The 19,477-nt window shown below is 73.0% G+C and carries 20 protein-coding genes and 1 pseudogene; 11 read left to right on the top strand and 10 right to left on the bottom strand.

Annotated features, from left to right (window positions below; genetic code table 11):
* On the bottom strand, positions 1-1,467 hold a 1,467-nt coding region (locus tag RM425_RS13250), incomplete at its 3' end, for an AlkA N-terminal domain-containing protein (protein WP_311345682.1).
* Between the two features lie 60 nt (positions 1,468-1,527).
* Positions 1,528-2,283 carry a TetR/AcrR family transcriptional regulator gene (locus RM425_RS13245; RefSeq protein WP_311345681.1) on the bottom strand — a complete coding sequence of 252 codons (756 nt, stop codon included), beginning with the start codon at positions 2,281-2,283 and terminating at the stop codon, positions 1,528-1,530.
* Positions 2,284-2,387: 104 nt separating this feature from the next.
* Between RM425_RS13245 and RM425_RS13240 the strand changes: the two genes are divergently transcribed.
* The 8 genes from RM425_RS13240 to RM425_RS13205 all read left to right on the top strand — a co-directional run bounded on the left by RM425_RS13240 (position 2,388) and on the right by RM425_RS13205 (position 8,409).
* Positions 2,388-3,362 carry an ABC transporter ATP-binding protein gene (locus tag RM425_RS13240; RefSeq protein ID WP_311345680.1) on the top strand — a complete coding sequence of 325 codons (975 nt, stop codon included), beginning with the start codon at positions 2,388-2,390 and terminating at the stop codon, positions 3,360-3,362.
* Positions 3,359-4,183 (top strand): ABC transporter permease, encoded by an 825-nt coding sequence (locus RM425_RS13235; protein WP_311345679.1) that lies wholly within the window; start codon positions 3,359-3,361, stop codon positions 4,181-4,183. Before RM425_RS13240 ends, RM425_RS13235 begins: the two co-directional genes overlap by 4 nt.
* A gap of 62 nt (positions 4,184-4,245) precedes the next feature.
* On the top strand, positions 4,246-4,509 hold the full coding sequence (locus RM425_RS13230) for a hypothetical protein (protein ID WP_311345678.1): 264 nt from the start codon (positions 4,246-4,248) through the stop codon (positions 4,507-4,509).
* An 18-nt stretch (positions 4,510-4,527) separates the two neighbouring features.
* Positions 4,528-4,674 (top strand): hypothetical protein, encoded by a 147-nt coding sequence (locus RM425_RS13225; RefSeq protein WP_311345677.1) that lies wholly within the window; start codon positions 4,528-4,530, stop codon positions 4,672-4,674.
* Between the two features lie 90 nt (positions 4,675-4,764).
* Complete coding sequence (locus RM425_RS13220) at positions 4,765-5,700, top strand: ABC transporter ATP-binding protein (RefSeq protein WP_311345676.1); 936 nt, start codon at positions 4,765-4,767, stop codon at positions 5,698-5,700.
* Positions 5,697-6,524 (top strand): ABC transporter permease, encoded by an 828-nt coding sequence (locus RM425_RS13215; protein ID WP_311345675.1) that lies wholly within the window; start codon positions 5,697-5,699, stop codon positions 6,522-6,524. Before RM425_RS13220 ends, RM425_RS13215 begins: the two co-directional genes overlap by 4 nt.
* On the top strand, positions 6,521-7,762 hold the full coding sequence (locus RM425_RS13210; RefSeq protein ID WP_311345674.1) for a sensor histidine kinase: 1,242 nt from the start codon (positions 6,521-6,523) through the stop codon (positions 7,760-7,762). The genes RM425_RS13215 and RM425_RS13210 overlap by 4 nt, the downstream gene beginning before the upstream one ends.
* Positions 7,759-8,409: a response regulator transcription factor gene (locus tag RM425_RS13205; protein ID WP_311345673.1), complete on the top strand. Its 651-nt coding sequence runs from the start codon at positions 7,759-7,761 to the stop codon at positions 8,407-8,409. Before RM425_RS13210 ends, RM425_RS13205 begins: the two co-directional genes overlap by 4 nt.
* Before the next feature lie 21 nt (positions 8,410-8,430).
* Here RM425_RS13205 and RM425_RS13200 read toward each other — a convergent pair whose 3' ends face one another.
* The 3 genes from RM425_RS13200 to RM425_RS13190 form a co-directional block, all read right to left on the bottom strand.
* Positions 8,431-8,871 carry a hypothetical protein gene (locus RM425_RS13200; protein ID WP_311345672.1) on the bottom strand — a complete coding sequence of 147 codons (441 nt, stop codon included), beginning with the start codon at positions 8,869-8,871 and terminating at the stop codon, positions 8,431-8,433.
* Positions 8,872-8,974: 103 nt separating this feature from the next.
* Positions 8,975-9,742, bottom strand: coding sequence for an LmeA family phospholipid-binding protein (locus RM425_RS13195; protein ID WP_311345671.1), 768 nt, complete (start codon positions 9,740-9,742; stop codon positions 8,975-8,977).
* Positions 9,739-12,042 carry an MMPL family transporter gene (locus RM425_RS13190; RefSeq protein ID WP_311345670.1) on the bottom strand — a complete coding sequence of 768 codons (2,304 nt, stop codon included), beginning with the start codon at positions 12,040-12,042 and terminating at the stop codon, positions 9,739-9,741. The genes RM425_RS13195 and RM425_RS13190 overlap by 4 nt, the downstream gene beginning before the upstream one ends.
* Positions 12,043-12,169: 127 nt before the next feature.
* On the opposite strand from RM425_RS13190, the gene RM425_RS13185 reads away from it, so the two are divergent.
* On the top strand, positions 12,170-12,706 hold the full coding sequence (locus RM425_RS13185; protein WP_311345669.1) for a hypothetical protein: 537 nt from the start codon (positions 12,170-12,172) through the stop codon (positions 12,704-12,706).
* A gap of 3 nt (positions 12,707-12,709) precedes the next feature.
* Here RM425_RS13185 and RM425_RS13180 read toward each other — a convergent pair whose 3' ends face one another.
* Positions 12,710-13,969, bottom strand: a complete 1,260-nt coding sequence (locus RM425_RS13180; protein WP_311345668.1) for a sensor domain-containing phosphodiesterase — start codon at positions 13,967-13,969, stop codon at positions 12,710-12,712.
* A gap of 139 nt (positions 13,970-14,108) precedes the next feature.
* Here RM425_RS13180 and ychF point away from each other — a divergent pair, with 139 nt between their 5' ends.
* Positions 14,109-15,182, top strand: coding sequence for a redox-regulated ATPase YchF (gene ychF, locus RM425_RS13175; protein WP_311345667.1), 1,074 nt, complete (start codon positions 14,109-14,111; stop codon positions 15,180-15,182).
* A 19-nt stretch (positions 15,183-15,201) separates the two neighbouring features.
* Here ychF and RM425_RS13170 read toward each other — a convergent pair whose 3' ends face one another.
* The 3 genes from RM425_RS13170 to RM425_RS13160 form a co-directional block, all read right to left on the bottom strand.
* Entirely contained in the window at positions 15,202-16,356 is a 1,155-nt protein-coding gene (locus RM425_RS13170) for a tyrosine-type recombinase/integrase (RefSeq protein WP_311345666.1), read from the bottom strand.
* A 144-nt stretch (positions 16,357-16,500) separates the two neighbouring features.
* On the bottom strand, positions 16,501-16,926 hold the full coding sequence (locus tag RM425_RS13165) for a type II toxin-antitoxin system VapC family toxin (RefSeq protein ID WP_311345665.1): 426 nt from the start codon (positions 16,924-16,926) through the stop codon (positions 16,501-16,503).
* Complete coding sequence (locus tag RM425_RS13160) at positions 16,923-17,183, bottom strand: hypothetical protein (protein ID WP_311345664.1); 261 nt, start codon at positions 17,181-17,183, stop codon at positions 16,923-16,925. Before RM425_RS13160 ends, RM425_RS13165 begins: the two co-directional genes overlap by 4 nt.
* A 578-nt stretch (positions 17,184-17,761) precedes the next feature.
* On the opposite strand from RM425_RS13160, the pseudogene RM425_RS13155 reads away from it, so the two are divergent.
* Positions 17,762-17,965 (top strand): annotated as a pseudogene (locus RM425_RS13155) (HigA family addiction module antitoxin); the annotation flags it as partial.
* Between the two features lie 376 nt (positions 17,966-18,341).
* Here the strand turns inward: RM425_RS13155 and RM425_RS13150 are convergent.
* Positions 18,342-19,472: an NAD(P)/FAD-dependent oxidoreductase gene (locus RM425_RS13150; RefSeq protein WP_311345663.1), complete on the bottom strand. Its 1,131-nt coding sequence runs from the start codon at positions 19,470-19,472 to the stop codon at positions 18,342-18,344.
* Between the last annotated feature and the right edge of the window lie 5 nt (positions 19,473-19,477).

The raw sequence follows: 19,477 nt of genomic DNA, 5'->3' as shown, positions 1-19,477 counted from the left end.
AGGGAGGGGTGGGCGGGTGAAGAACGAGGGCGCGGCGAGCGCCCACAGGTGCATCACCGCGTAGGAGCGCCACGGGCGCCAACGGGTGGCGGCCTCGGCGTCGGTGCTGCCGAGGGCGGCGAGGGAGCGTCGCAACGCGAGGTCGCCGGGCAGCCACACGTCGGGGTCGGCCAGACCGCGCAGCGCGACGAGCGCCGCCGTCCAGGGGCCGATGCCGCGGACGGCGAGCAGCGCCCGGACCGCCTCGTCGCGGTCGGCGCCCGGGTCCAGCGCGACGTCGCCGTCGGCCAGGGCGGTGGCCAGCGCGCGCACCGTCGCCCGGCGGGAACCGGTGAGACCGACGGCGCCCAGGTCGGCCGCGGCGAGCGCGTCCGGGCGCGGGAAGGCGTGGGTGAGGCTGCCGACCGGGATCGCCAGCGGAACGCCGGCGGCGGTCACCAGTCGCGCCGTCAGGGTGCGGGCGCCGGCCACCGAGACCTGCTGGCCGAGGACGCCGCGGACGGCGAGCTCGGGACCGTCGGGTGAGCCCGGCACCCGGCGTCCGGGGGCGCCGGCCACCACGTCCGCCAGCGCCGGGTCGGTGCCGAGCACGGCGTCGACGGCCACGGGGTCGGCGTCCAGGTCGAGCATCCGCCGGCAGCGGCTCACCGCCACCCCGACGTCGCGCAGCTGCGCGAGGTGCAGACGTGCCGTGACGGCGCCTCCGCCGGGGGCGGGGGAGAGGGCGACGACGCCCGGGCCGTGGGGCAGGTCGAGGACGCGGGAGAAGGTGGTGCCGTCCCACTCCTCGAGTCCGGGCGCGGCGTGCGCGCCGAGGAAGAGCAGCACCTCGGCCGCGTCGTACGGCGCGCGGGCGGTGAGCCGCAGGGTGAGCGAACCCGGCGTGCCGCCGCCGGCCGGGGCCGGACGGCGCCGGAGCTCGGTCGGGGTGGCGGCGAAGACCTCGCGGACGGTGTCGTTGAACTGCCGGATGCTGGCGAACCCGGAGGCGAAGGCGACGTCGGCCATCGGCAGGTCGGTGGTCTCGATCAGCAGCCGGGCGGTCTGCGCTCGCTGCGCCCGGGCCAGCGCGAGGGGGCCGACGCCGAGCTCGCCCACCACGAGCCGGTGCAGCTGGCGCTCGGAGTAGCCCAGTCGGCGCGCCAGGCCGGGGACGCCCGAGCGCTCCACCTCGCCGTCGGCGACCAGTCGCATGGCCCGGGCGACGACGTCGGCGCGCACGTCCCACTCGGGCGAACCGGGCGCGGCGTCCGGTCGGCAGCGGCGGCAGGCGCGGTAGCCGGCGGCCTGCGCCCCGGCCGCGGTGCCGAAGAAGGAGACGTTGGACGGCTTGGGCGTGCGGGCCGGGCACGACGGGCGGCAGTAGATGCCGGTCGTGCGCACCGCGGTGAAGAACCAGCCGTCGAACCGCGCGTCGCGCCCGGCCACGGCCCGGTAGCGGCTCTCGTGGTCCATCGCCGTCGTCATGGGCACGAGCATGGCACCCGGAGGCGGGCGCGACCGGCGGGTTTCGGACATCGCCGTGGCTCAGCGGTCGATGATCGCCGCGACCCCGTCGAGCAGCCGCTCCAGGCCGAACGCGTAGGCCCGCTCCGCCGGGTAGGCCCCCAGCTCGGGGCCGGACACCGGCCCGACGCGGGTCGCGGTCGGGTACCTCTCCGGGTCGAAGACCCGGTCCAGGTGCGGCTCGGTCGCGGCCCACCACTGCTCCTCGGTCAGGCCGCTGGCCTGCTCGGCGGCCACCTTCTCGTGCAGGCCGCTCACGATGCCCTTCACGAAGCCGGTCACCAGGATGGTGACCAGCTCCATCTCCACCTCGCCCAGGCCGAGCCCGTCGACGGCGGCCAGCTCCGCGTCGTACTTGGCCATCAGGTTCGGGCCGAGGATCGGCCGGCCGGTGCCCACGGTGGCCACCCAGGGGTGCCGGACCAACAGGTCCCAGTTGGCCTGCGCGACGGCGGTCAGCCGCGCGCGCCAGTTCCCGGACGGCGGCTCCGGGTAGAGCCCGGCGAGCACCGAGTCGTACATCAGGGCGATCAGCTCGGCCTTGCCGGGCACGTGCGTGTAGAGGCTCATCGCACCGGCCCCGAGCTCGGCGGCCACCCGGCGCATCGAGAGCGCAGGGAGCCCGTCGGCGTCGGCCAGCCGGACCGCCGTGGCCACGATGCGGTCGACGTCGAGCCCGGCCCGTGGGCCAGGGCGGGGAACGTCGTCCCGGGGGCCGCGCCAGAGCAGCGCCATGGTGCGGGCCGGGTCCGCGCCGGCGGTGAAGTCGGTGGCCATGCCTCACTCTCCCGCACTCGTCGATCGCCCCGGAGAGCCCCTGGCGGAATATCTCCGTACGGCGTACGTTACCGCCCGGGTCTATTGGCGTACAGCGTACGGAGGTGAGAGTGGTGGCGGACGCGATTGCGGTGGCGGGACTGACCAAGCGGTACGGCGAGAAGGTGGTGCTCGGCGGCGTCGACCTGACGGTGGCGCGGGGGACGGTGTGTGCGCTCCTGGGTCCGAACGGCGCCGGCAAGACGACGGCGGTGCGGGTGCTCACGACGCTCACCCGGCCGGACGCCGGCTCCGTGCAGGTGGCGGGGGTGGACGTCGTCCGGAACCCCCGGGCCGCGCGGCGGCGGATCGGGCTGATCGGGCAGCAGCCGGCGGTGGACGACGCCCTCGGCGCACGCCAGAACCTGGTGCTCTTCGCCCGGCTGCACCACCTCGACCGCCGGGCCGCCGGCGTCCGGGCCGAGGAGCTGCTCGAGCAGGTGGGGCTGGCCGGCACGGGCGCGCAGCCGGTGCGCGAGTTCTCCGGGGGCATGCGGCGGCGGCTGGACATCGCCGCCGGGCTGGTGCTGGCGCCGGAGGTGCTCTTCCTCGACGAACCGACCACGGGCCTGGACCCGGCCGGCCGCCGGGACGTGTGGGAGGCGGTGGGTGGGCTGGTGGCCGGCGGCACCTCGGTGCTCCTGACGACCCAGTACCTGGAGGAGGCCGACCGCCTGGCCGGCCGGGTGTGCGTGCTCGCGGGTGGACGCGTGATCGCCGAGGGGGCACCCCGCGAGTTGACCGCCGCGATCGGCGGGGACCGGCTCGAGCTGGTGGTGAGCGATCCCCGGCGGGCCGGTGAGGCGGCGCTGCTGGCCGAGCGGGCGGCGGCCGGCCCGCCCGTCCCGCGTGCGGAGGGGGGCGGTGAGCGCGTCGTGGTGCCGGTATCCCGGCGGCCGGGCGTCGTCGGCGACGTCGTCCGGGCTCTGGACGGAGCGGGGATCGACGTCGACGACGTCGTCCTCCGGTCGGCCACCCTGGACGAGGCCTACCTCCGGATCACCGGCGCCGACCGGGCGCGGGCGGAGGTGCCGGCATGACCGCGGTGCGGACGGCGCAGGAGGAGTCGGTCGGCGACCGGGTGTGCTGGGCGGTCACCGACGCCGTGACGGTGGCCGGTCGCGACGTCGCCCACTGGCGCCGGTCGCCGGGTGCACTGCTGGTCGGCGTGCTCTTCCCCGTGCTGATGCTGCTGATGTTCACCTACCTGATCGGCGGCGGGATGGCTGTGCCGGGCGGCGGCAGCTACCGCGACTTCCTGGTGCCCGGGGTGCTCGCACTGGCGATGGTCTTCGGGGTGGAGGCGACGATGACCGCCGTCGTCACCGACACCGCGCGCGGCATCACCGACCGGTTCCGCTCGCTGCCCATGGCACCGTCGGCGGTCGTCGCCGGGCGCTGTCTGGCCGACATGGCGTCCTCCGCGGTGGGCCTCGTCGTCCTGGTCGGGGCCGGACTGGCCATCGGGTGGCGGCCCGACGGCGTCGGCGGGCTGCTCGCCGCGGTGGGGCTGCTCCTCCTGCTGCGGGTGGCGTTCCTCTGGATCGGGATCTACCTGGGCCTGTTCGCGAAGGATCCGGCGACGGTGATGACGGTGCAGATCCTCGTGTGGCCGTTCGCCTTCCTGTCCAACGCCTTCGTCGCTGCGTCGGCGATGCCGGGCTGGCTGGCGGCCGTCGCCGAGTGGAACCCGGTGGCCGGCACGGTCACCGCCGTCCGGGAGCTGGTGGGCTCACCGGCGGGTACCGGCGGTGGCTGGGCGACCGAGAACGCGATGGTGCTCGCCGTCGCCTGGCCGGTGGTGCTCACCGTGGTGTTCGCCGCGTTGAGCGTCCGGAGGTTCCAGGCGCTGGGCCGCTGAGTTCCCGCTGTCGGACCCGTCGTCCACTCTGACGGCGGGTCCGGCCGGTGGAAGGAGGCGACGTGGAGACCGAGCTGCTCGCCGGTGTGCGGGCGATCGCGCTGGCGCTCCCGGAGGCGTACGAGGAGCCGGCCTGGGTAGGCACCCGCTGGCGCGTCCGGTCGAGGACTTTCGCCCACCTGCTGACCATCGAGGGCGGGCGCCCGCAGTCCCACGCGCGTGCGGCGGGGACGGCAGGACCGTGCCGGATCCTCACCTTCCGGTCCTCGGGGCTGGAGCTGGAGACCCTGCGCCGGACCGGCCCGCCGTTCTTCGCGGCCCCCTGACGCGGGGACGAGGTCGGATTGCGGCTCGACGACGGCGTCGACTGGGAGGAGGTCGGGGAGCTGCTGACCGACAGCTACTGCCTGCTGGCGCCGCAGCGGCTGGCGGCGTCGGTGCCGCGCCCGGAGGTCGACGGATCGGCACTCCTCCCGCCCGGACCGGCCTGATCGGCGGAGCCGGCCGGTCCACCGGTCGGTGGACGACGGACCAGCGCTTCGGCGGTCCCGCTCGGGCCCGTGCGTCGACAGGCTCGGCGCATGACGACGACACAGCTCGCGCCGCTGCCCACGAGCAACGGTCCGGAGCCGGCCGCGGTGACGGTGCGCGGCCTGAGCAAGCGGTACGGCGGGCGTCCGGTCCTCGACGGGCTGGACCTCGAGGTCCAGCGGGGCGAGTGCTTCGCGCTGCTCGGGCCCAACGGTGCAGGCAAGACCACGACGATCGAGATCCTCGAAGGTGTCCGGCCCCGCGACGCCGGGGACGTCGACGTGCTGGGGGAGGACCCCGCCGTCGCCGGCCGTCGCTGGCGGGACCGGGTCGGGGTGGTCAGCCAGGGTGAGGGTGCGGGCCCCGCGCTGTCGGTGCGCGAGACCCTCGACCACTTCGCCGGCTACCACGGGTCGGTCCGCCCGACCGACGGGCTGCTGGCCGCGGTCGGGCTGACGGAGTCGGCGGCCGTCCGGGTGGAGCGGCTCTCCGGGGGGCAGCGCCGGCGGCTGGCCGTCGCGCTGGGCGTGCAGGGCCGGCCGGAGCTGCTCTTCCTCGACGAGCCGACCACCGGCATGGACCCGGTCGCCCGGCGGCAGTTCTGGGAGCTGATCCGGGGTCTGCGCGCCGACGGGACGACGATCCTGCTCACCACCCACTACCTGGACGAGGCCGCAGAGCTCGCCGACCGGGTCGGGGTGATCTCCGGGGGCCGCCTGGTCGACGTCGCACCCCCGGACGAGCTGGGCGCCGAGCTGCGCCGTGAGTCGACCGTCAGCTGGCTGGAGGCGGGCGTCCGCCGCCGGGTGTCCACCGAAACGCCCGCCGCCGTGCTCCGGGACCTGCTCGCCGCGCACGCCGAGGTCCCGGATCTCACGGTCAACCGCCCCGGCCTGGAGGACGTCTACCTGCGCCTCGTCGGTGCCACCCCCGCCAGCACGGCGACCCCCGCCGGCACTGCAGCCCCCGTAGGAGACCTCCGATGACCGCCGTCCTGACCCCCACCCGCCCGGCGCCGCCGTCGACGACGCGGATCGCGGCGTCCCGGGTGGGTCTGGAGCTGCGGCTGTTCTTCCGCGACCGCCAGAAGGTGGCGTTCTCCTTCGCCTATCCCGTCGTCATGCTGGTGATCTTCGCGGCGATCCTCGGCTCCGACGAGCGGCCCGGCGGCGTCCCCTTCACCCAGTACTTCCTGGCGGGGATCGCCGCGACGGGGATCATGCTGGTGAGCTTCCAGGCCGTGGGGACGGCGATCGCCGACGAGCGGGAGACCGGTCAGCTGGAGCGGCTGCAGCTCCTGGGCACGCCGCCGGCCGCCTACTTCGCCGGCAAGGCGGGGCAGGTGCTGGTGACCACGGCCGCGCAGCTGGCGCTGCTGCTGCCGGTGGCCCGCTACGCCTACGACGTGCCGATGCCCGTGGACGCCGCCCACTGGGCGACCTTCCTGTGGGTCGGAGCGCTCGGCTCGCTGGCCGGCACGGTGCTGGGCATCGCGGTCTCGGCGCTGCGGGGGAACGCCGCGTCGGTGTCCACCGGCATCGCCGCGCTGGCACTGGTGCTGCAGTTCTTCTCCGGCGTCTTCTTCGGCTTCCTGGAGCTCCCGGGCTGGATGCAGCAGACCGCGGCGCTGTTCCCGCTGAAGTGGCTGACCCAGGGCATGCGGTCGGCGTTCCTGCCCGAGGAGGCGGCTGCGTTCGAGATCGCCGGGGGATGGGAGCACGGCACGACTGCCCTGGTGCTGGTCGCATGGGTGATCATCGGCGTCATGGTGTGCGTGCGCACGTTCCGCTGGCGTCGGGGCGAGGGATGACGCTCGGGTCCGGCCGGCCCGCCGTCGCCTCCCCGACCGGGGGTGGCGCCGGCGGCCGCCCGCTGTCCGAGCGGGGCTGGCGGATCACCCTGGTGGTCCACCACGTCGTCGTCGCCGTCCTCGTCGCGATCGCGATGGTCGACGCCGTGCTCGAGGAGTCGGGTGCCCGCGAGGCGGTCCTGCTCGCGGCGCTCGCCGTCCTCCTGCTGGCGTACGCGACCGTCGGCGGCCCGGCGCTGGTCCGGCGCGACCACCGGCGGGCGGCCCGCTACCTGCTGGTCCTGGTGGTCGTCATCGGCGTGCTGGCCTGGATCCTGCCGGAACTGCTCTTCCTGCTCTTCCTGGCCTTCCCGCAGGTCTGGTTCATGGTGGCGGGCCTGCGCAGCGGTGTGCTCTGGACGCTGGCGCTCGGTGTCGCCGCGGCCCTCGGCCCCACGGTGCACTGGGCGCAGGGCACCGAGCCCTTCGACCTGCAGACGCTGGTCGGGGTGGCGTTCAGCCTCGCGATGGGGGCGTGGGTGTTCAGCGTGCTCGAGCACAGCGATCAGCGGGCGGCGCTGATCCGGGAGCTGGAGTCCACCCGCGCCGAGCTCGCGGTCCTGCACCACCAGCAGGGCATGGTCGCCGAACGCGAGCGGCTGGCCCGCGAGGTGCACGACACCCTGGCGCAGGGCTACACCAGCATCGTCGTCCTGGCCCAGACCGCGGTGGCCGTGCTGCCGGGCGACCCGGATGCCGCGGCCGAGCGGCTGGCGGTCATCGAGGAGGTCGCCCGGGAGAACCTCGCCGAGGCCCGCGCCATGGTCGCGGCCTTCGCCCCGGTCGCGCTGGACTCCGCGACGCTGGTCGAGGCGCTGCAGCGGCTGGCGGAGCGGTTCGGCCGCGAGACCGGCATCGTCACGCGGGTGGACACCGCGGCGCTCGGGAGCACGGGCACCGCGCTGAGCCGGGCCGAGGAGATCGTGCTGCTGCGTGGCGCGCAGGAGGCGCTGGCCAACGTGCGCCGGCACGCCGCGGCCTCGGCCGTGGTGCTCCGCATCAGCCGGGTCGGCTCGGGGGACGGCGCGCAGGTGTCGGTGCACGTCGAGGACGACGGCGTGGGCTTCGACCCTGCTGCGTCCGCGGGCGTGGGGCTCGCCGGCCTGCGCGACCGGGCGGAGGAGGTCGGCGGTGCCGTCGACGTCCGCTCGGCCCCGGGGGAGGGGACCCGGGTGACGGTGCGGGTGCCGGTCCGATGACCGCGGGTCGAGCCGTGATCCGGGTGCTGGTCGTGGACGACCACCCCGTCGTCCGCGGAGGCGTGGTCGGTTGGCTGGCGGCCCAGCCGGACATCGACGTGGTCGGTGAGGCCGGCGACGGCCAGGAGGCGCTGGCGATGGTGGCGTCGCTGACCCCGGACGTCGTCCTCATGGACCTGCGGATGCCGCGGATGGACGGCGCCACCGCGACCGGCCGGCTCGCGGCCGACCACCCGGCGGTGCGGGTGCTCGTGCTGACGACGTACGACACCGACGCGGACATCGTGCGGGCGGTCGAGGCGGGCGCCACCGGCTACCTGCTCAAGGACACCCCGCTGTCGCAGCTGGCCGACGCCGTGCGCGCGGCCGCGCGGGGCGAGACCGTTCTCGCGCCGCCGGTGGCCGCCCGGCTGGTGTCACGGATGCGGGCCCCCGCGGTGGATGCGCCCACGGCGCGGGAGCTGGAGGTGCTGGCCGGGGTGGCTCGCGGGCTGACCAACGCCGAGATCGGGCGCGCGCTGTTCATCGGGGAGGCGACGGTGAAGACGCACCTGCTGCGGGTGTTCGCGAAGCTGGGCGTCGACGACCGGACCCGGGCGGTGATGGTCGCGGTCGAGCGCGGGCTGCTCCCCGGTCCCGGCGCCTGAGCGCCGGGACCGCTCCTCACCTCAGCCCAGCGAAGCGCTCATCGTGACGCTGTCGTCGGTGATGTCGGAGCACTCGAGGCTGAGCGGCCCGACGCTCACGGTCTCTCCTTCGCCGCAGGTCACGGTGCGGTCCCCGGCGCTCACGGTCGCCTGACCTCCCTCGACGCTCTGCAGGGAAAGCTGCGTCCCGAGGACCTCCACGTCCGAACCGGTGCTCACGGTCACCGAGCAGGAGTTGCCGGAGCACTCGACCCGTTCGTTGATCGCGCTGGCCGCTGACGACGCGGCCGCGCCGGCCGACTCCGTGGCCGACGATGCCGCCGAACCCGCCGATTCCGCCGCGCTGGTCAGATCGGCGGCAGTGGTGTCCTCTGCGTCCGCCGAACAGCCGGTCAGGGGGAGCAGGAGAAGTCCGGCGGCGACGACCCCACCTGCGAGCCTCGAACTGCTTGTCATGGACATGGATCGAGGCTAGGACGACGGCTCGCACGCTGCTCGACGGATGGGGAATCTCCACCGGGGCGCAACATATCGTCGCTGACCGCAGTGGTGGGTCGTCACCGCGTCACGGGTTGACGAGCACCCCGTCACCGCGTGCCTCGATCTCCACCGTCGATTCCTGCGGTTCGATGGCGGTGATGCGCTGCCCGAAGGGCAGCGAGTCCACCGGCACGGCGAATCCGAACCGCTGCTGCAGGAGCAGCCGGCTGGCCCCGTCCAACGCCGTCCCGGTCTGCAGCTCCGTGGGCTGCACCAGGATCCGGCCGTCCTCGGCCGTCAGCCCGGCCTGGGCCGAGGCGGAGACCTCCTGCCCGAAGATCTGGACCGACCCGGTCAGCTGCACCTCGCCGTCGGAGGCGTTCTCGATCCGCACCGGCCGGCCGGTGAGTTCCAGATAGGTGTTGAGGTCCTCGTACCGCAGGGTGGCCCGCTCCCGGGTGCTCTCCACGTAGATCGGGACGGGGTTGCGGTAGAGCAGGTCGTGGAAGGACAGCCGGACGCCGGTGAGCTCGGCGTCCAGCCGCTCGATGCGCAGCGGGCCGGAGGCGATCCCCTCGAGCCCGACCTCCACGTCCTCGTACCGCCCGCGCAGCATCTGCAGGAGGACGAAGCGGCTGTCGATCTCCACCTCCGGGGTGGTCCGCACCCCGGTCTCGGCCGCGATCCGGTCGGCCAGCACCGCCTCGGCACCCCAGCGGGCCAGCCGGTCGACGCCCCACAGCAGCAGGAGCATCCCGGCGAGCACGCTGGCGGCGAGGAGCAGCGTGGACCTGCGTGGCAGCCGACGGCCCGGTGCCCTCGTCCCCCCGGTCTGCGGCACGGCGGTGCTCACCGGCCGGCCATCTCTTTCTCGGCCGCGTTCCCGGCCCGGGGCTGGTGCGGCTCGCGGGCGGCGGCCACGGCGGTGCGGTGCAGCTCCTCCGCCGACACCGCCTCGGTGCGGATCCGGCGGCTGGGCCAGCTCGAGGCCGAACCCAGCAGGGTGAGGACGGCGGGAGTCAGCACCGGCCGGACGAGGAAGGTGTCGATGAGCAGGCCCACGGCCATCGTGAAGGCCACCTGCCGGAACGTGTCGAGCGGGATGATCGCCACCATCGCGAAGGTGGCGGCCAGGATGACGCCGGCTGCGCTGATCGCCCGCGAGGTGCTGGGCATGGCCACGGCGATGGCCTTGCTCAGGGGCATCCGCGCCGCCGCCTCCCAGATCGAACCCACGGCGAAGACGTTGTAGTCCGAGCCGAGTGCGAGCAGCAGGACGGCCGTGGCGAACGGCGCGTAGAAGGTCAGCCCGGGGTCGCCCTGCCAGTCCTGGAAGACCAGGACGGTGAGCCCGAGCGCGGACGCGACGCTCAGCGCGCTGGTGAACATCAGCACGACCGGCGCCGGTATCGCCCTGAGGAAGACCATCAGGATGACCAGCTCGACGATCACCACGGCCAGCAGCGTGACGCGGAGGTTGTCCCAGGTGATGTCGGCGAGCTCGCCGGCGATCGCCGTCTGGCCGGTCACCGACAGGTCGACGTCGCCCAGACCTGCCTCCGCGGCGAGGTCGGCGATCCGCGACTCGAGGCGGTCCAGGTCGGCGATGGCCGGGGCAGCCAGCGGGTCGCTGTCCAGGATGACGACGAAGCGGGCCGCGCCGCCGTCGGGCGTGAACACCACGCCATAGCTGTCGGGCAGCGGATTCTGCGCCGGGCCGAGCACCTCGGCCACGCCCGGCTGGGACTCGATGAGCTGCTGCAGGCGTTCGAGCCGATCCCGCCGGCCGGCGATACCGGGCTGCTCGATGATGATCTCGGTGGGCGCCTCGACGCCCCGGATGCCCGCCTCCTCGAGGGCCACGGCACCGCGGGTGACCCGGTCGTCGTCGGGCAGTCCGCCGGTGAAGGACAGGTCCAGTCGCATGTGGGTCAGCGGCAGGGCTGCGAGGGTGAGCACGGCCAGGCTGAGCGCCGCTGCCACGGCCGCGCCCCGGCGGCTGATCACGATGCGGACGAGCGGGCCCGCGCCTCGCCCGGCCCCCTGGGACACCACCCGCCCCTGGTTGGGCACGAACAGCCACTTGCCCAGGATGGCCAGCAGCGCGGGGACGAGGGTCAGCGAGACGAGCACACCGACGATGACGGCGAGGGACAGCGCGGGCCCGAAGGCCCGGAAGAGGTTGTAGTCCGCCGCCAGCAGCGCCGCCGTTCCGGCGGCGACCGTGATGCCTGCGACGGCGATGATGGGCCCCTCGACGGCGACCGCTCGTCGCGCGGCGTCCAGGCGGGATGCGCCTGCGTCCAGCTCGCGCCGCAGGCCGGAGAAGAACAGCACGCAGTAGTCGGTGATCACGCCGATGAGAAGTGCGGCGATCAGCGGCTGCATCTGGTCGGGCAGGGAGAAGCCCAACTGTGCGGCGATCAGGCCGAGGAAGCGGATCGCGACCAGGTAGCCCAGCCCGGCCGTGAACAGCACGACCAGTGGCGCGACGATCGAGCGGAAGACCACTCCCACGACGAGCGAGATCAGCACGAGGGTGGCGATCTCGAACACGTGCAGCCGGGTCTCGAGGTAGTGGGCCTGGCGGACCTGGGCGGGGGTCACCCCCGTCACGTACGTGCGCACCGAGTCCTGGTTGTTGAAGTGGGCTGCGTACTCATCGGCCAAGGCGGCGGCCTGCGCCAGCGACGTGCCGCCCGTGACGTACAGGTAGGTCACCAGGGTGTCGGGCGTCGAGGTCGGGATGGGCACGGCTGCGGCGATGTTGCCGCGGCCGGTCGGTGCGGTGCCGTCCAGGAACCTCTGGCTGTAGGAGAGCGCCCAGAGAGCGGCATCGGCCTGGGTCAGGGCACTGAGCCCCCCGGGGTCGGTCACCACGACCGCCGTCTGGGACAGCACCGGGATCCGGAACATGTCCAGGCTGCGCTCCTGGACGGCGAACGCCTCGCTGTCCTCGGGGACGAGGGACCCGATGCCTCCGCCACCTGGCCCGCTGGTCTGCGCCGGCAGATTCGTCGAGACCACGACCGTCCCGATGATCCAGGCGAGCACGACGAACCAGCGGCCGGAGACGACAGCGGTGCGGTAGCCACGGGCCAGGGCGCGGAGCGGCCGCCAGGAACGCGGACCGCCGGCGGCGGGCGCGCTCACGGCACCCGCCAAGGGGGCGTTGCCGGCGCGTCCACGTGGCCTCCAGCCTGGCGGCCTCCCGGGTTGGTTCCCGTGATCGGAGGGTAGCGGCGGGACTCAGGACGTGCTTGGCGACGAAGGGACGAGCATGGCCGACTCCGCGACCAGGTCACCGGGCGGACAACAGTGGCTCTCCAGAGCGGCGCGCTGGTGGGCGGCCGGTCTCGCCTTCGTCGTCGGGCTGCTGGCCGGGGCACTGCTCGTGGGCCTGCTCAGCGGCGGCGGGACCGTGCCACTCGCCGCGACGGGCGACGCGGCGGGCACCACGGCGCCGGGTGGCGCGGACGCATCGCCGGGCGAGGGGCCGGCAGACACCGCCCGTGAGGTCGTGGTGAACGCCGCGTGCCTGCGCACGGTCAACGCCGCCCAGGACGTGTTCGACGTGGTGGAGGACCTCGGGGACGCCCTCAGCGAGCTCAACGCCGGCCGGCTCGACCAGATCGTGCGTCAGCTCCAGCCGCTCCAGGACCGGCTGGAGGTCAACCTGGCGGAGTGCAACGTCGCCGCAGAGATCACCGAGGTCGACGAGGAGGGAGGCGGCGGCCCGGCGGCGCCGACGACCGCACCGCTGCCGACCGCACCGCCGCCGACCGCACCGCCGATACTTCCTCCGCCGGGCGACTGAGGGTCAGGCGGACAGCGCCTGGTCGATCGGCCCGGTGTGCTCGGAACGCTGCCGGGGCAGCGGGATGCCGCTCGCGGTCGCGAGCTCGGCGTCGTGCGCGGGGCGCGGTCCGGGGACGGCCGGCCGGCCGAAGTGCCAGCCCTGCCCGTAGTCCACACCCAGCGTGCGGAGCGCGGCTGCCTCCTCGGCGGTCTCGATGCCCTCGGCCACGACCCGGGCCTGCAGCCCCGTGGCGAAGTCCACCAGGGAGCGGATCAGGGTCGTCCGGACGGGGTCGGTGTCCAGCCCCGTGACCAGGCTGCGATCGATCTTGAGGACGTCGGGCGAGGTGATCACGATGTGCCGGAGGGAGGAGAAGCCGGCGCCGACGTCGTCGATGGCCAGCTTCATACCCGCGGCCCGGAACGGGGCGAGCGTTGCGGCGAGTGCGTCGTAGTCGTCGACCTGGTCGTGCTCGGAGAGCTCGAGCAGGATCCGGTCCAGCGGGAGCTCGGAGAGCAGCCGGGCGCACTCCGGCGTCATCAGGGTGCCGGGGGAGACGTTCATGGCGACGTAGCCGTCGACGTCGTCCAGGTGGTCGGCGGCGCGGCGCAGAGCCAGGAGTTCGAGCTCGTCACCGCGGCCCACGCTGTGCGCCTCGGCGAAGACGACGTCGGGGGTCGTCTCCCACGCGGCGGGGAAGCGGCTGAGCGCCTCGGAGCCCACGCGGAGGCCGGTGGCCAGGTCGACGATCGGCTGCAGCGCCACCACCGGGCCGCCGTCGGCGACGACCGGGCCGAGCCGCTGCTCGATCGCGGTGCGCCGCTCCTCCTCCTTGACCTGCGGTTCGATGATGACCGACGCGGCCGAGGCCAGGACGTCCATCAGCGACTTGTCCCGCTTCGTGAGGTCCTTGTCCGAGGTGAAGCCGGCGGCGCAGAACGTCCCGTACAGCGAGCCGTCGGACAGCGTGACCGGCACCGAGACGTAGCTGCGGATCCGTGGCATCCGTGCGGCGGGCAGCTCCATCGCCCGCGGGAAGTCCTTGAGGTTCGGGATCACCACCGGCAGCTTCTTGTCCAGGATGGCCTGGCACAGCGTCGTCTCCTGGACCTGCGTGGCGCCCTCCTGGAACAGGAACGGCACCGAGGACTCCACCACCTCGAGGTGCTGGGTGGTGCCGTCCAGCCGGGACAGGAACGCCACGGAGAGGTGCAGTGACTTCTTCGCCGTGCGCAGCAGCTCGGCGATCTGCTGCTCGGCGTCGGTGCGGCTCTTGCTCATGACGTGTCCCCTTCGACCGGTCCACGTCGGTCGTCGGCCCCCCGGGCACGGAACTGGAGCACCGCTCCTCCGGAAGGGGCAGGGCCGGGGGGCCGACGACGTCCGGACGGCGCGGACACGGCACGTAACCTCGACGCTCGTGAGCCTCACCATCGGGATCGTCGGACTGCCCAACGTCGGCAAGTCGACTCTCTTCAACGCCCTGACCAAGAACGACGTCCTCGCGGCGAACTACCCGTTCGCCACCATCGAGCCGAACGTCGGCGTCGTGGGCGTGCCCGACCCCCGGCTGGCGACGCTCGCCGAGATCTTCGGCTCGCAGAAGATCATCCCGGCGACGGTGTCCTTCGTGGACATCGCCGGCATCGTGCGGGGCGCCAGCGAGGGCGCAGGTCTGGGCAACAAGTTCCTGGCCAACATCCGCGAGAGCGACGCCATCTGCCAGGTGATCCGGGTGTTCACCGACCCCGACGTCGTGCACGTCGACGGCAAGGTCAGCCCGGCCGACGACATCGAGACGATCAACACCGAGCTCCTCCTGGCCGACCTGCAGACGCTGGAGAAGGCGATCCCGCGGCTGGAGAAGGAGATGCGCAAGGACAAGGAGCGCGCCGAGCTGCACAAGGCCGCCCTCGAGGCGCAGCAGGTGCTCGACGGTGGGAAGACCCTCTTCGCCGCCGGCGTGGACCCCGCTCCGCTGCGCGAGCTGGGCCTGATGACCACCAAGCCGTTCCTCTACGTCTTCAACGTGGACTCCGACGAGCTGGCCAACAGCGAGATGCTCGACGAGCTGCGGGCGCTCGTGGCACCGGCCGAGGCGATCTTCCTCGACGCGCAGACCGAGTCCGAACTCATCGAGCTGCCGGCCGAGGAGGCCGCCGAGCTGCTGGAGTCGATCGGTCAGAACGAGCCGGGCCTGGACCAGCTGGCCAGGGTCGGCTTCCGCACCCTCGGGTTGCAGACCTACCTGACCGCGGGCCCCAAGGAGGCGCGCGCCTGGACCATCCCGGTCGGCGCGACCGCCCCGCAGGCCGCGGGCGTCATCCACACCGACTTCCAGCGCGGCTTCATCAAGGCCGAGATCGTCTCCTTCGACCAGCTCGTCGAGGCGGGTTCCATGGCCGAGGCCAAGTCCAAGGGCTGGGTCCGCATGGAGGGCAAGGAGTACGTCATGGCCGACGGCGACGTCGTGGAGTTCCGCTTCAACGTGTAGATCGGCATAAAACCGCAGGTCAACGGCTTGTCGACCCCTCCCAATCCACACTCAGTCCACAAGAATCTGCGAGCAAGGCCTGCGCGGCGGTCCGGGTGCGGTCCTCGGCGCTCGGCCACAGGTGGCTGTACGTGTTCAGCGTCGTGGTGGCGGAGGCGTGCCCGAGGGCCCGCTGCACGGTGACGACGTCGCAGCCGGCCGCGATCAGGCCCGAGGCGTAGAAGTGCCGGAGGTCATGCAGTCGAAGCCCCGCGATGCCGGTGGCCGCGGTGGTGGTGCGCCAGCGGTAGCCGACAGTGTTCTGGTGCGGGGGCTGTCCCGCTTCACCGGTGAAGAGCCATCCACCACCCGGGCAGAACGCGGCGACATGCGCCGCCAGGAAGTCGACAAGCCCCGGAGCGAGGAAGACGATCCGCTCGCTGCCGTACTTGGGCGGCCGCAACTCGACCCGGCCTCGGCCGCCTCGCTGTACCTGGCGGGTGACGGTGAGCGTGCGCCGCAGGAAGTCGATGTCCCCCACCTGCAGAGCGGCGGCCTCGCCAAGCCGCAGACCGGCGAAGGCGCAGAGCGCGACGAACGGGCGGAAGGCGTCGTCGGCGGCCTGGAGGACGGCGCCGACCTGGGCCGGGGTGGGCAGGGTCATCGCGGCTGCCGCCCGCCGGCGCCGGGGGAGCGCGACGCCGACGCTCGGATCACTCGCCATCAGCTTGTCGGCGACCGCGCCGTGGAGGACGGCGCGCACGTTGTTCACCCGCGTGTGCACGGTGCCGGGGGCAAGACCGCGATTGACCATCCCCTTGACCCAGCCCTCAACGTGCGAGCGGCGCAGCGATCTCAGCGGGACGTCGGCGAACGGCACCGAACCGGCCGCAAGGTTCATCGCGAGAACCGTCCCCGGTGCCCACACCTGGCGGCTGGACCAGTCCGCGTAGAACCCGGCGAACGTCGTGCGGCCGGCGCTCGGGTCGACGTAGGTGCCCCGGACGATGTGGGCGGTCTGCTCGGTCAGCCAACGCTGCGCGTCCCGCTTGAGCGCGAACCCCTTCATGATCTGGCGGCCCGACGGATCCCGGAACTGCGGGCGGTAGCGCAGCCCCTTGCCGTCCAGCTCCGTGGGCACCAGGCGGCCGGTGGCCGGGTCCCTACGACGCCACCGGTCCTGGATGCTCGCCATGGCTCCGCCCTTCAATCCGCATGGACCTCACCGGAAACCGACGCGGCCGAACGTAGTCCGAGGGCCTGACACTGCGCCGTGCCCGGGCCGCGACGCCGTCCGCGGAGTTCGACCGCGCGCCGCGCCCAGCCGGCGGGCGCCCGGTCAGCTTGTCCTGACCTCGGGAAGCAGCGTGAACGACGCGACGTGGGCGGGGCGGACGACCGTGAAATGGCGCCGGTCGAAAGTGGCGATTCGATCGATGCGCAGGCGCTCGGCGATGGCGACGAGCGAGGCGTCGGTCCCGCCGAGACGGAGGTCCGCGTACCGCTCAACCAGATCGGCCATGCGTGCAACGTCGGCAGTGGTCAGCTCTGCCAGTTGCAGCCCGCCGGATCGGAGGTCGCGAAGGAACCGGACCTCGGCGCCGGGTCCACTCCACTCGTTGAGGAGGTAACAGACCTCCGCCAGCACGGTGGGTGGAACCAGCAGCGGCTCGTCGAGGGTCTCAAGCAGCCGCGCCGCGGCAACGTGGTTTGTGTCTGCGGTCCGGGCAGCGGCGACGAGGACGTTCGTGTCGACGAGGATCACTCGCGGCCGAAGCCTCGCTGCAGGTACTCGTCAGTGCGGGTGGACAGGTCCGCGGGACCACCGTGCACGGAGCCGATGAAGTCGAGCTTCGCGCGGGTGGGCCGGGCAGCATCTTCGCCGTTTGATCGCGCCCCCTCCTCATCCGCGCGCACCACATGCAGGCGCTGGCCGGGCCGCACGCCGTGACGGCGCAGCTCGGCGAGCAGCTCGGCTGCATCTTCGGGGACCGTCAGGTCCCAGCCGTCGGCGGAACTCATGATCACAGGGTATCGGGAATCTCGGACAACGAGCCCTGTTTGCGGGAGCCGCTCCCTCCGCGTCAGCATGCCGGCTGCGTTGGGGCGCCGGAAGGGCGCTGCGCGGCCCTCCGGGCTGGGCCTCCGGCCCACCTTTCCCCCGACCCACCCCAGCCGGCCAAGGAAGCGGTTATGGGGAGCTGGCTGGGAAGTGACCGGCCGTCGCACTCCGGCAGTTCCGTTTGGGGATGGGCTCGCGGAGCGACCCGGTGCGGGATGGGCTCGCGGAGCGACCCGGTGCGGGATCGGCTTCCGGGATGCCCAACGCGTGAGTGTTTGGCCGTGAGCGGGGCCGATGGAGTGCCTGGGCCACCTTCAGCCAGCTCCGGGCTCCGGGAGCGTGTCTGCCGCGCCTGGCTCCTCGTCACCGTCCTCGTCCAGCGACATCAGCGTCTTGGACGACGGTCCCTGGTGTTGGCCGAACGCTGTCTGCACACCTGTCCCCCGACGACCACTGTCAGGAGGATCGGGGATGCGTGCACAGGCCCGGGACCTCGCGGCTCGCGAGGCTGGGCATCAGCCAGTAGCGCCTCGCCCAGGCCACCGGTCTCCCCCAGACACGGATCAGTCAGATCGTGCGGGGCGAGCGCGCCATCACCACCGACACCGCACTGCGCCTGTCAAAGGCGCTCGGGGTCGACGACCGGTTCTGGATCAACATCCAGACCGACTACGACCTGGAGGTCGAGCGCGACCTGCACGCCGACGACCTGGCCAAGGTCACCGCCCTGGTCCCGAGCTGAACTCGGCAACGTGCGGCCTCACGGACGCCCCAGCGCCAGCCGAACTCGCGTTTGCGCAGTTCAGCATGGGTGCGTCGATCACTACTACGACCTGTAGTCACTTGTGCACGTAGAGCTCGAGCTCAACAGATTCGAGTACGAGGGCTCCGGCGTCGCCGGAGCCCTCGTCGCATCCCGGGCACGGCGAGAGCTACAGGCGCCGGCACTCCCCCGCGGCCGCTTCCCTTGTGCACGCTCATGCCGATGAGCGGGCGGGGTGTGCACTGGGTGAACAGGGAAGGTCTTGTTGATCCATACCTCAACCTACGCTTGCCCTTGCCAGTTGGCTGCCGCGCACAGAAGGACCCGTGGATGCTACGTCGAATGGATCGGGAGCCTATTGCTGTGGCTCACCCAGGCGCGCCCCCTGCTCGAGCTCGGCGGCGAGACCTTCACCTGTCGCGGCTCGGGCGAGAGCGCGCCCCAGCGATGGTGCCTGCTTGAACAGATTGTGACCGGCCACGAACAGGACGGGACCTGCCTCCCACACGGCCACGCCGTCCTCACTCCACGGGAGGTCGGTCACCCAGCAGTGAAGGAAGTCGCGCGGCTCTGGGTGGAGACCGGGCAGCGCCCGTGTCACGTATTCGCGCGCGCGTTCGTCCAGCGATCGAATCGCCGCAGGGTCGATGAACGTCCCGTCGTCGCGGACGCCGACGGTCTCGCTGAGTCCGACCGAATAACTGCTGTTGCCCGGTAGCGGCGTCGCGTACACGCCGACTTCGCCGAAGACGCCGCTGCTGTCCTGCAGGCACGCGACGCGTGCCGGGGCGGCGGCTTTCACGTCGAAGGTCAGCCGGACGTGTGCGGCAAGGCGAACCGGCAGCGACAGGCCGACGCTGCGGGCCAGGCGGGCGGTTTCGCGGCCGGCGCACACGACCACCTTGGAGTAGACAGCCCGGTCGGTGACGCTGCGCACCTCGACCGTCCCATCGGCGCGGGGATCGATGGAGATGACCTCTGCGGTGATGACGGCATCTGCGAGGGCACCCGCGAGTGCCGTGATCGCGGTGCGGGTGCGGATCGCGCCGCCCGACTCGTCGAGCACCGCTGGCCCCGAGTACCCAGCGAGCAGCGGCATTCGCTGGGCGAGCTCGGCTGCATCGATCTCGCGTGCTTCCACGCCGCCGACCTGGTCGAGCACCCGCAGCCGCGCCAGGGCGCTGTCGCCGATCGCCACGACACCGTCTGATGAGACCAGCTCGACGTCGAAGTGTTCGGCCCACTCATCCCATACGCCGCGGCTTTCGCGCGCGAAAGCGACGAGTCGCGGGTCGTCGTGGGCATGCCGGAAGATCCGCGACTCGCCTGCGGACTGACCCGTTCCGGGCAGACCGGCCTCGTACAAGCGCACCGGCACGCCCTGCTCCCGCAGCGCGTACGCCGTCGACAGACCAACGATCCCGCCCCCGATCACTGCTACCTCGGGTGAACGCGTCGGGGCAACGCCGTCGTCAGTTCCTGTCATCGCGG

This window comes from Blastococcus goldschmidtiae (genome assembly GCF_031845325.1).
GTDB lineage: Bacteria > Actinomycetota > Actinomycetes > Mycobacteriales > Geodermatophilaceae > Blastococcus > Blastococcus goldschmidtiae.
The sequence above is the reverse complement of the archived record's forward strand: the minus strand, read 5'-3'. Positions and strand labels throughout refer to the sequence as shown.

Coding starts and splice junctions, on each gene's coding strand:
- RM425_RS13215 (WP_311345675.1), top strand. CDS start 5,697: ATGACCGCCGTCCTGACCCCCACCCGCCCGGCGCCGCCGTCGACGACG.
- RM425_RS13180 (WP_311345668.1), bottom strand. CDS start 13,969: ATGAGCAAGAGCCGCACCGACGCCGAGCAGCAGATCGCCGAGCTGCTG.
- RM425_RS13245 (WP_311345681.1), bottom strand. CDS start 2,283: ATGGCCACCGACTTCACCGCCGGCGCGGACCCGGCCCGCACCATGGCG.
- RM425_RS13160 (WP_311345664.1), bottom strand. CDS start 17,183: ATGAGTTCCGCCGACGGCTGGGACCTGACGGTCCCCGAAGATGCAGCC.
- RM425_RS13170 (WP_311345666.1), bottom strand. CDS start 16,356: ATGGCGAGCATCCAGGACCGGTGGCGTCGTAGGGACCCGGCCACCGGC.
- RM425_RS13210 (WP_311345674.1), top strand. CDS start 6,521: ATGACGCTCGGGTCCGGCCGGCCCGCCGTCGCCTCCCCGACCGGGGGT.
- RM425_RS13150 (WP_311345663.1), bottom strand. CDS start 19,472: ATGACAGGAACTGACGACGGCGTTGCCCCGACGCGTTCACCCGAGGTA.
- RM425_RS13205 (WP_311345673.1), top strand. CDS start 7,759: ATGACCGCGGGTCGAGCCGTGATCCGGGTGCTGGTCGTGGACGACCAC.
- RM425_RS13220 (WP_311345676.1), top strand. CDS start 4,765: ATGACGACGACACAGCTCGCGCCGCTGCCCACGAGCAACGGTCCGGAG.
- RM425_RS13235 (WP_311345679.1), top strand. CDS start 3,359: ATGACCGCGGTGCGGACGGCGCAGGAGGAGTCGGTCGGCGACCGGGTG.
- RM425_RS13200 (WP_311345672.1), bottom strand. CDS start 8,871: ATGTCCATGACAAGCAGTTCGAGGCTCGCAGGTGGGGTCGTCGCCGCC.
- RM425_RS13185 (WP_311345669.1), top strand. CDS start 12,170: ATGGCCGACTCCGCGACCAGGTCACCGGGCGGACAACAGTGGCTCTCC.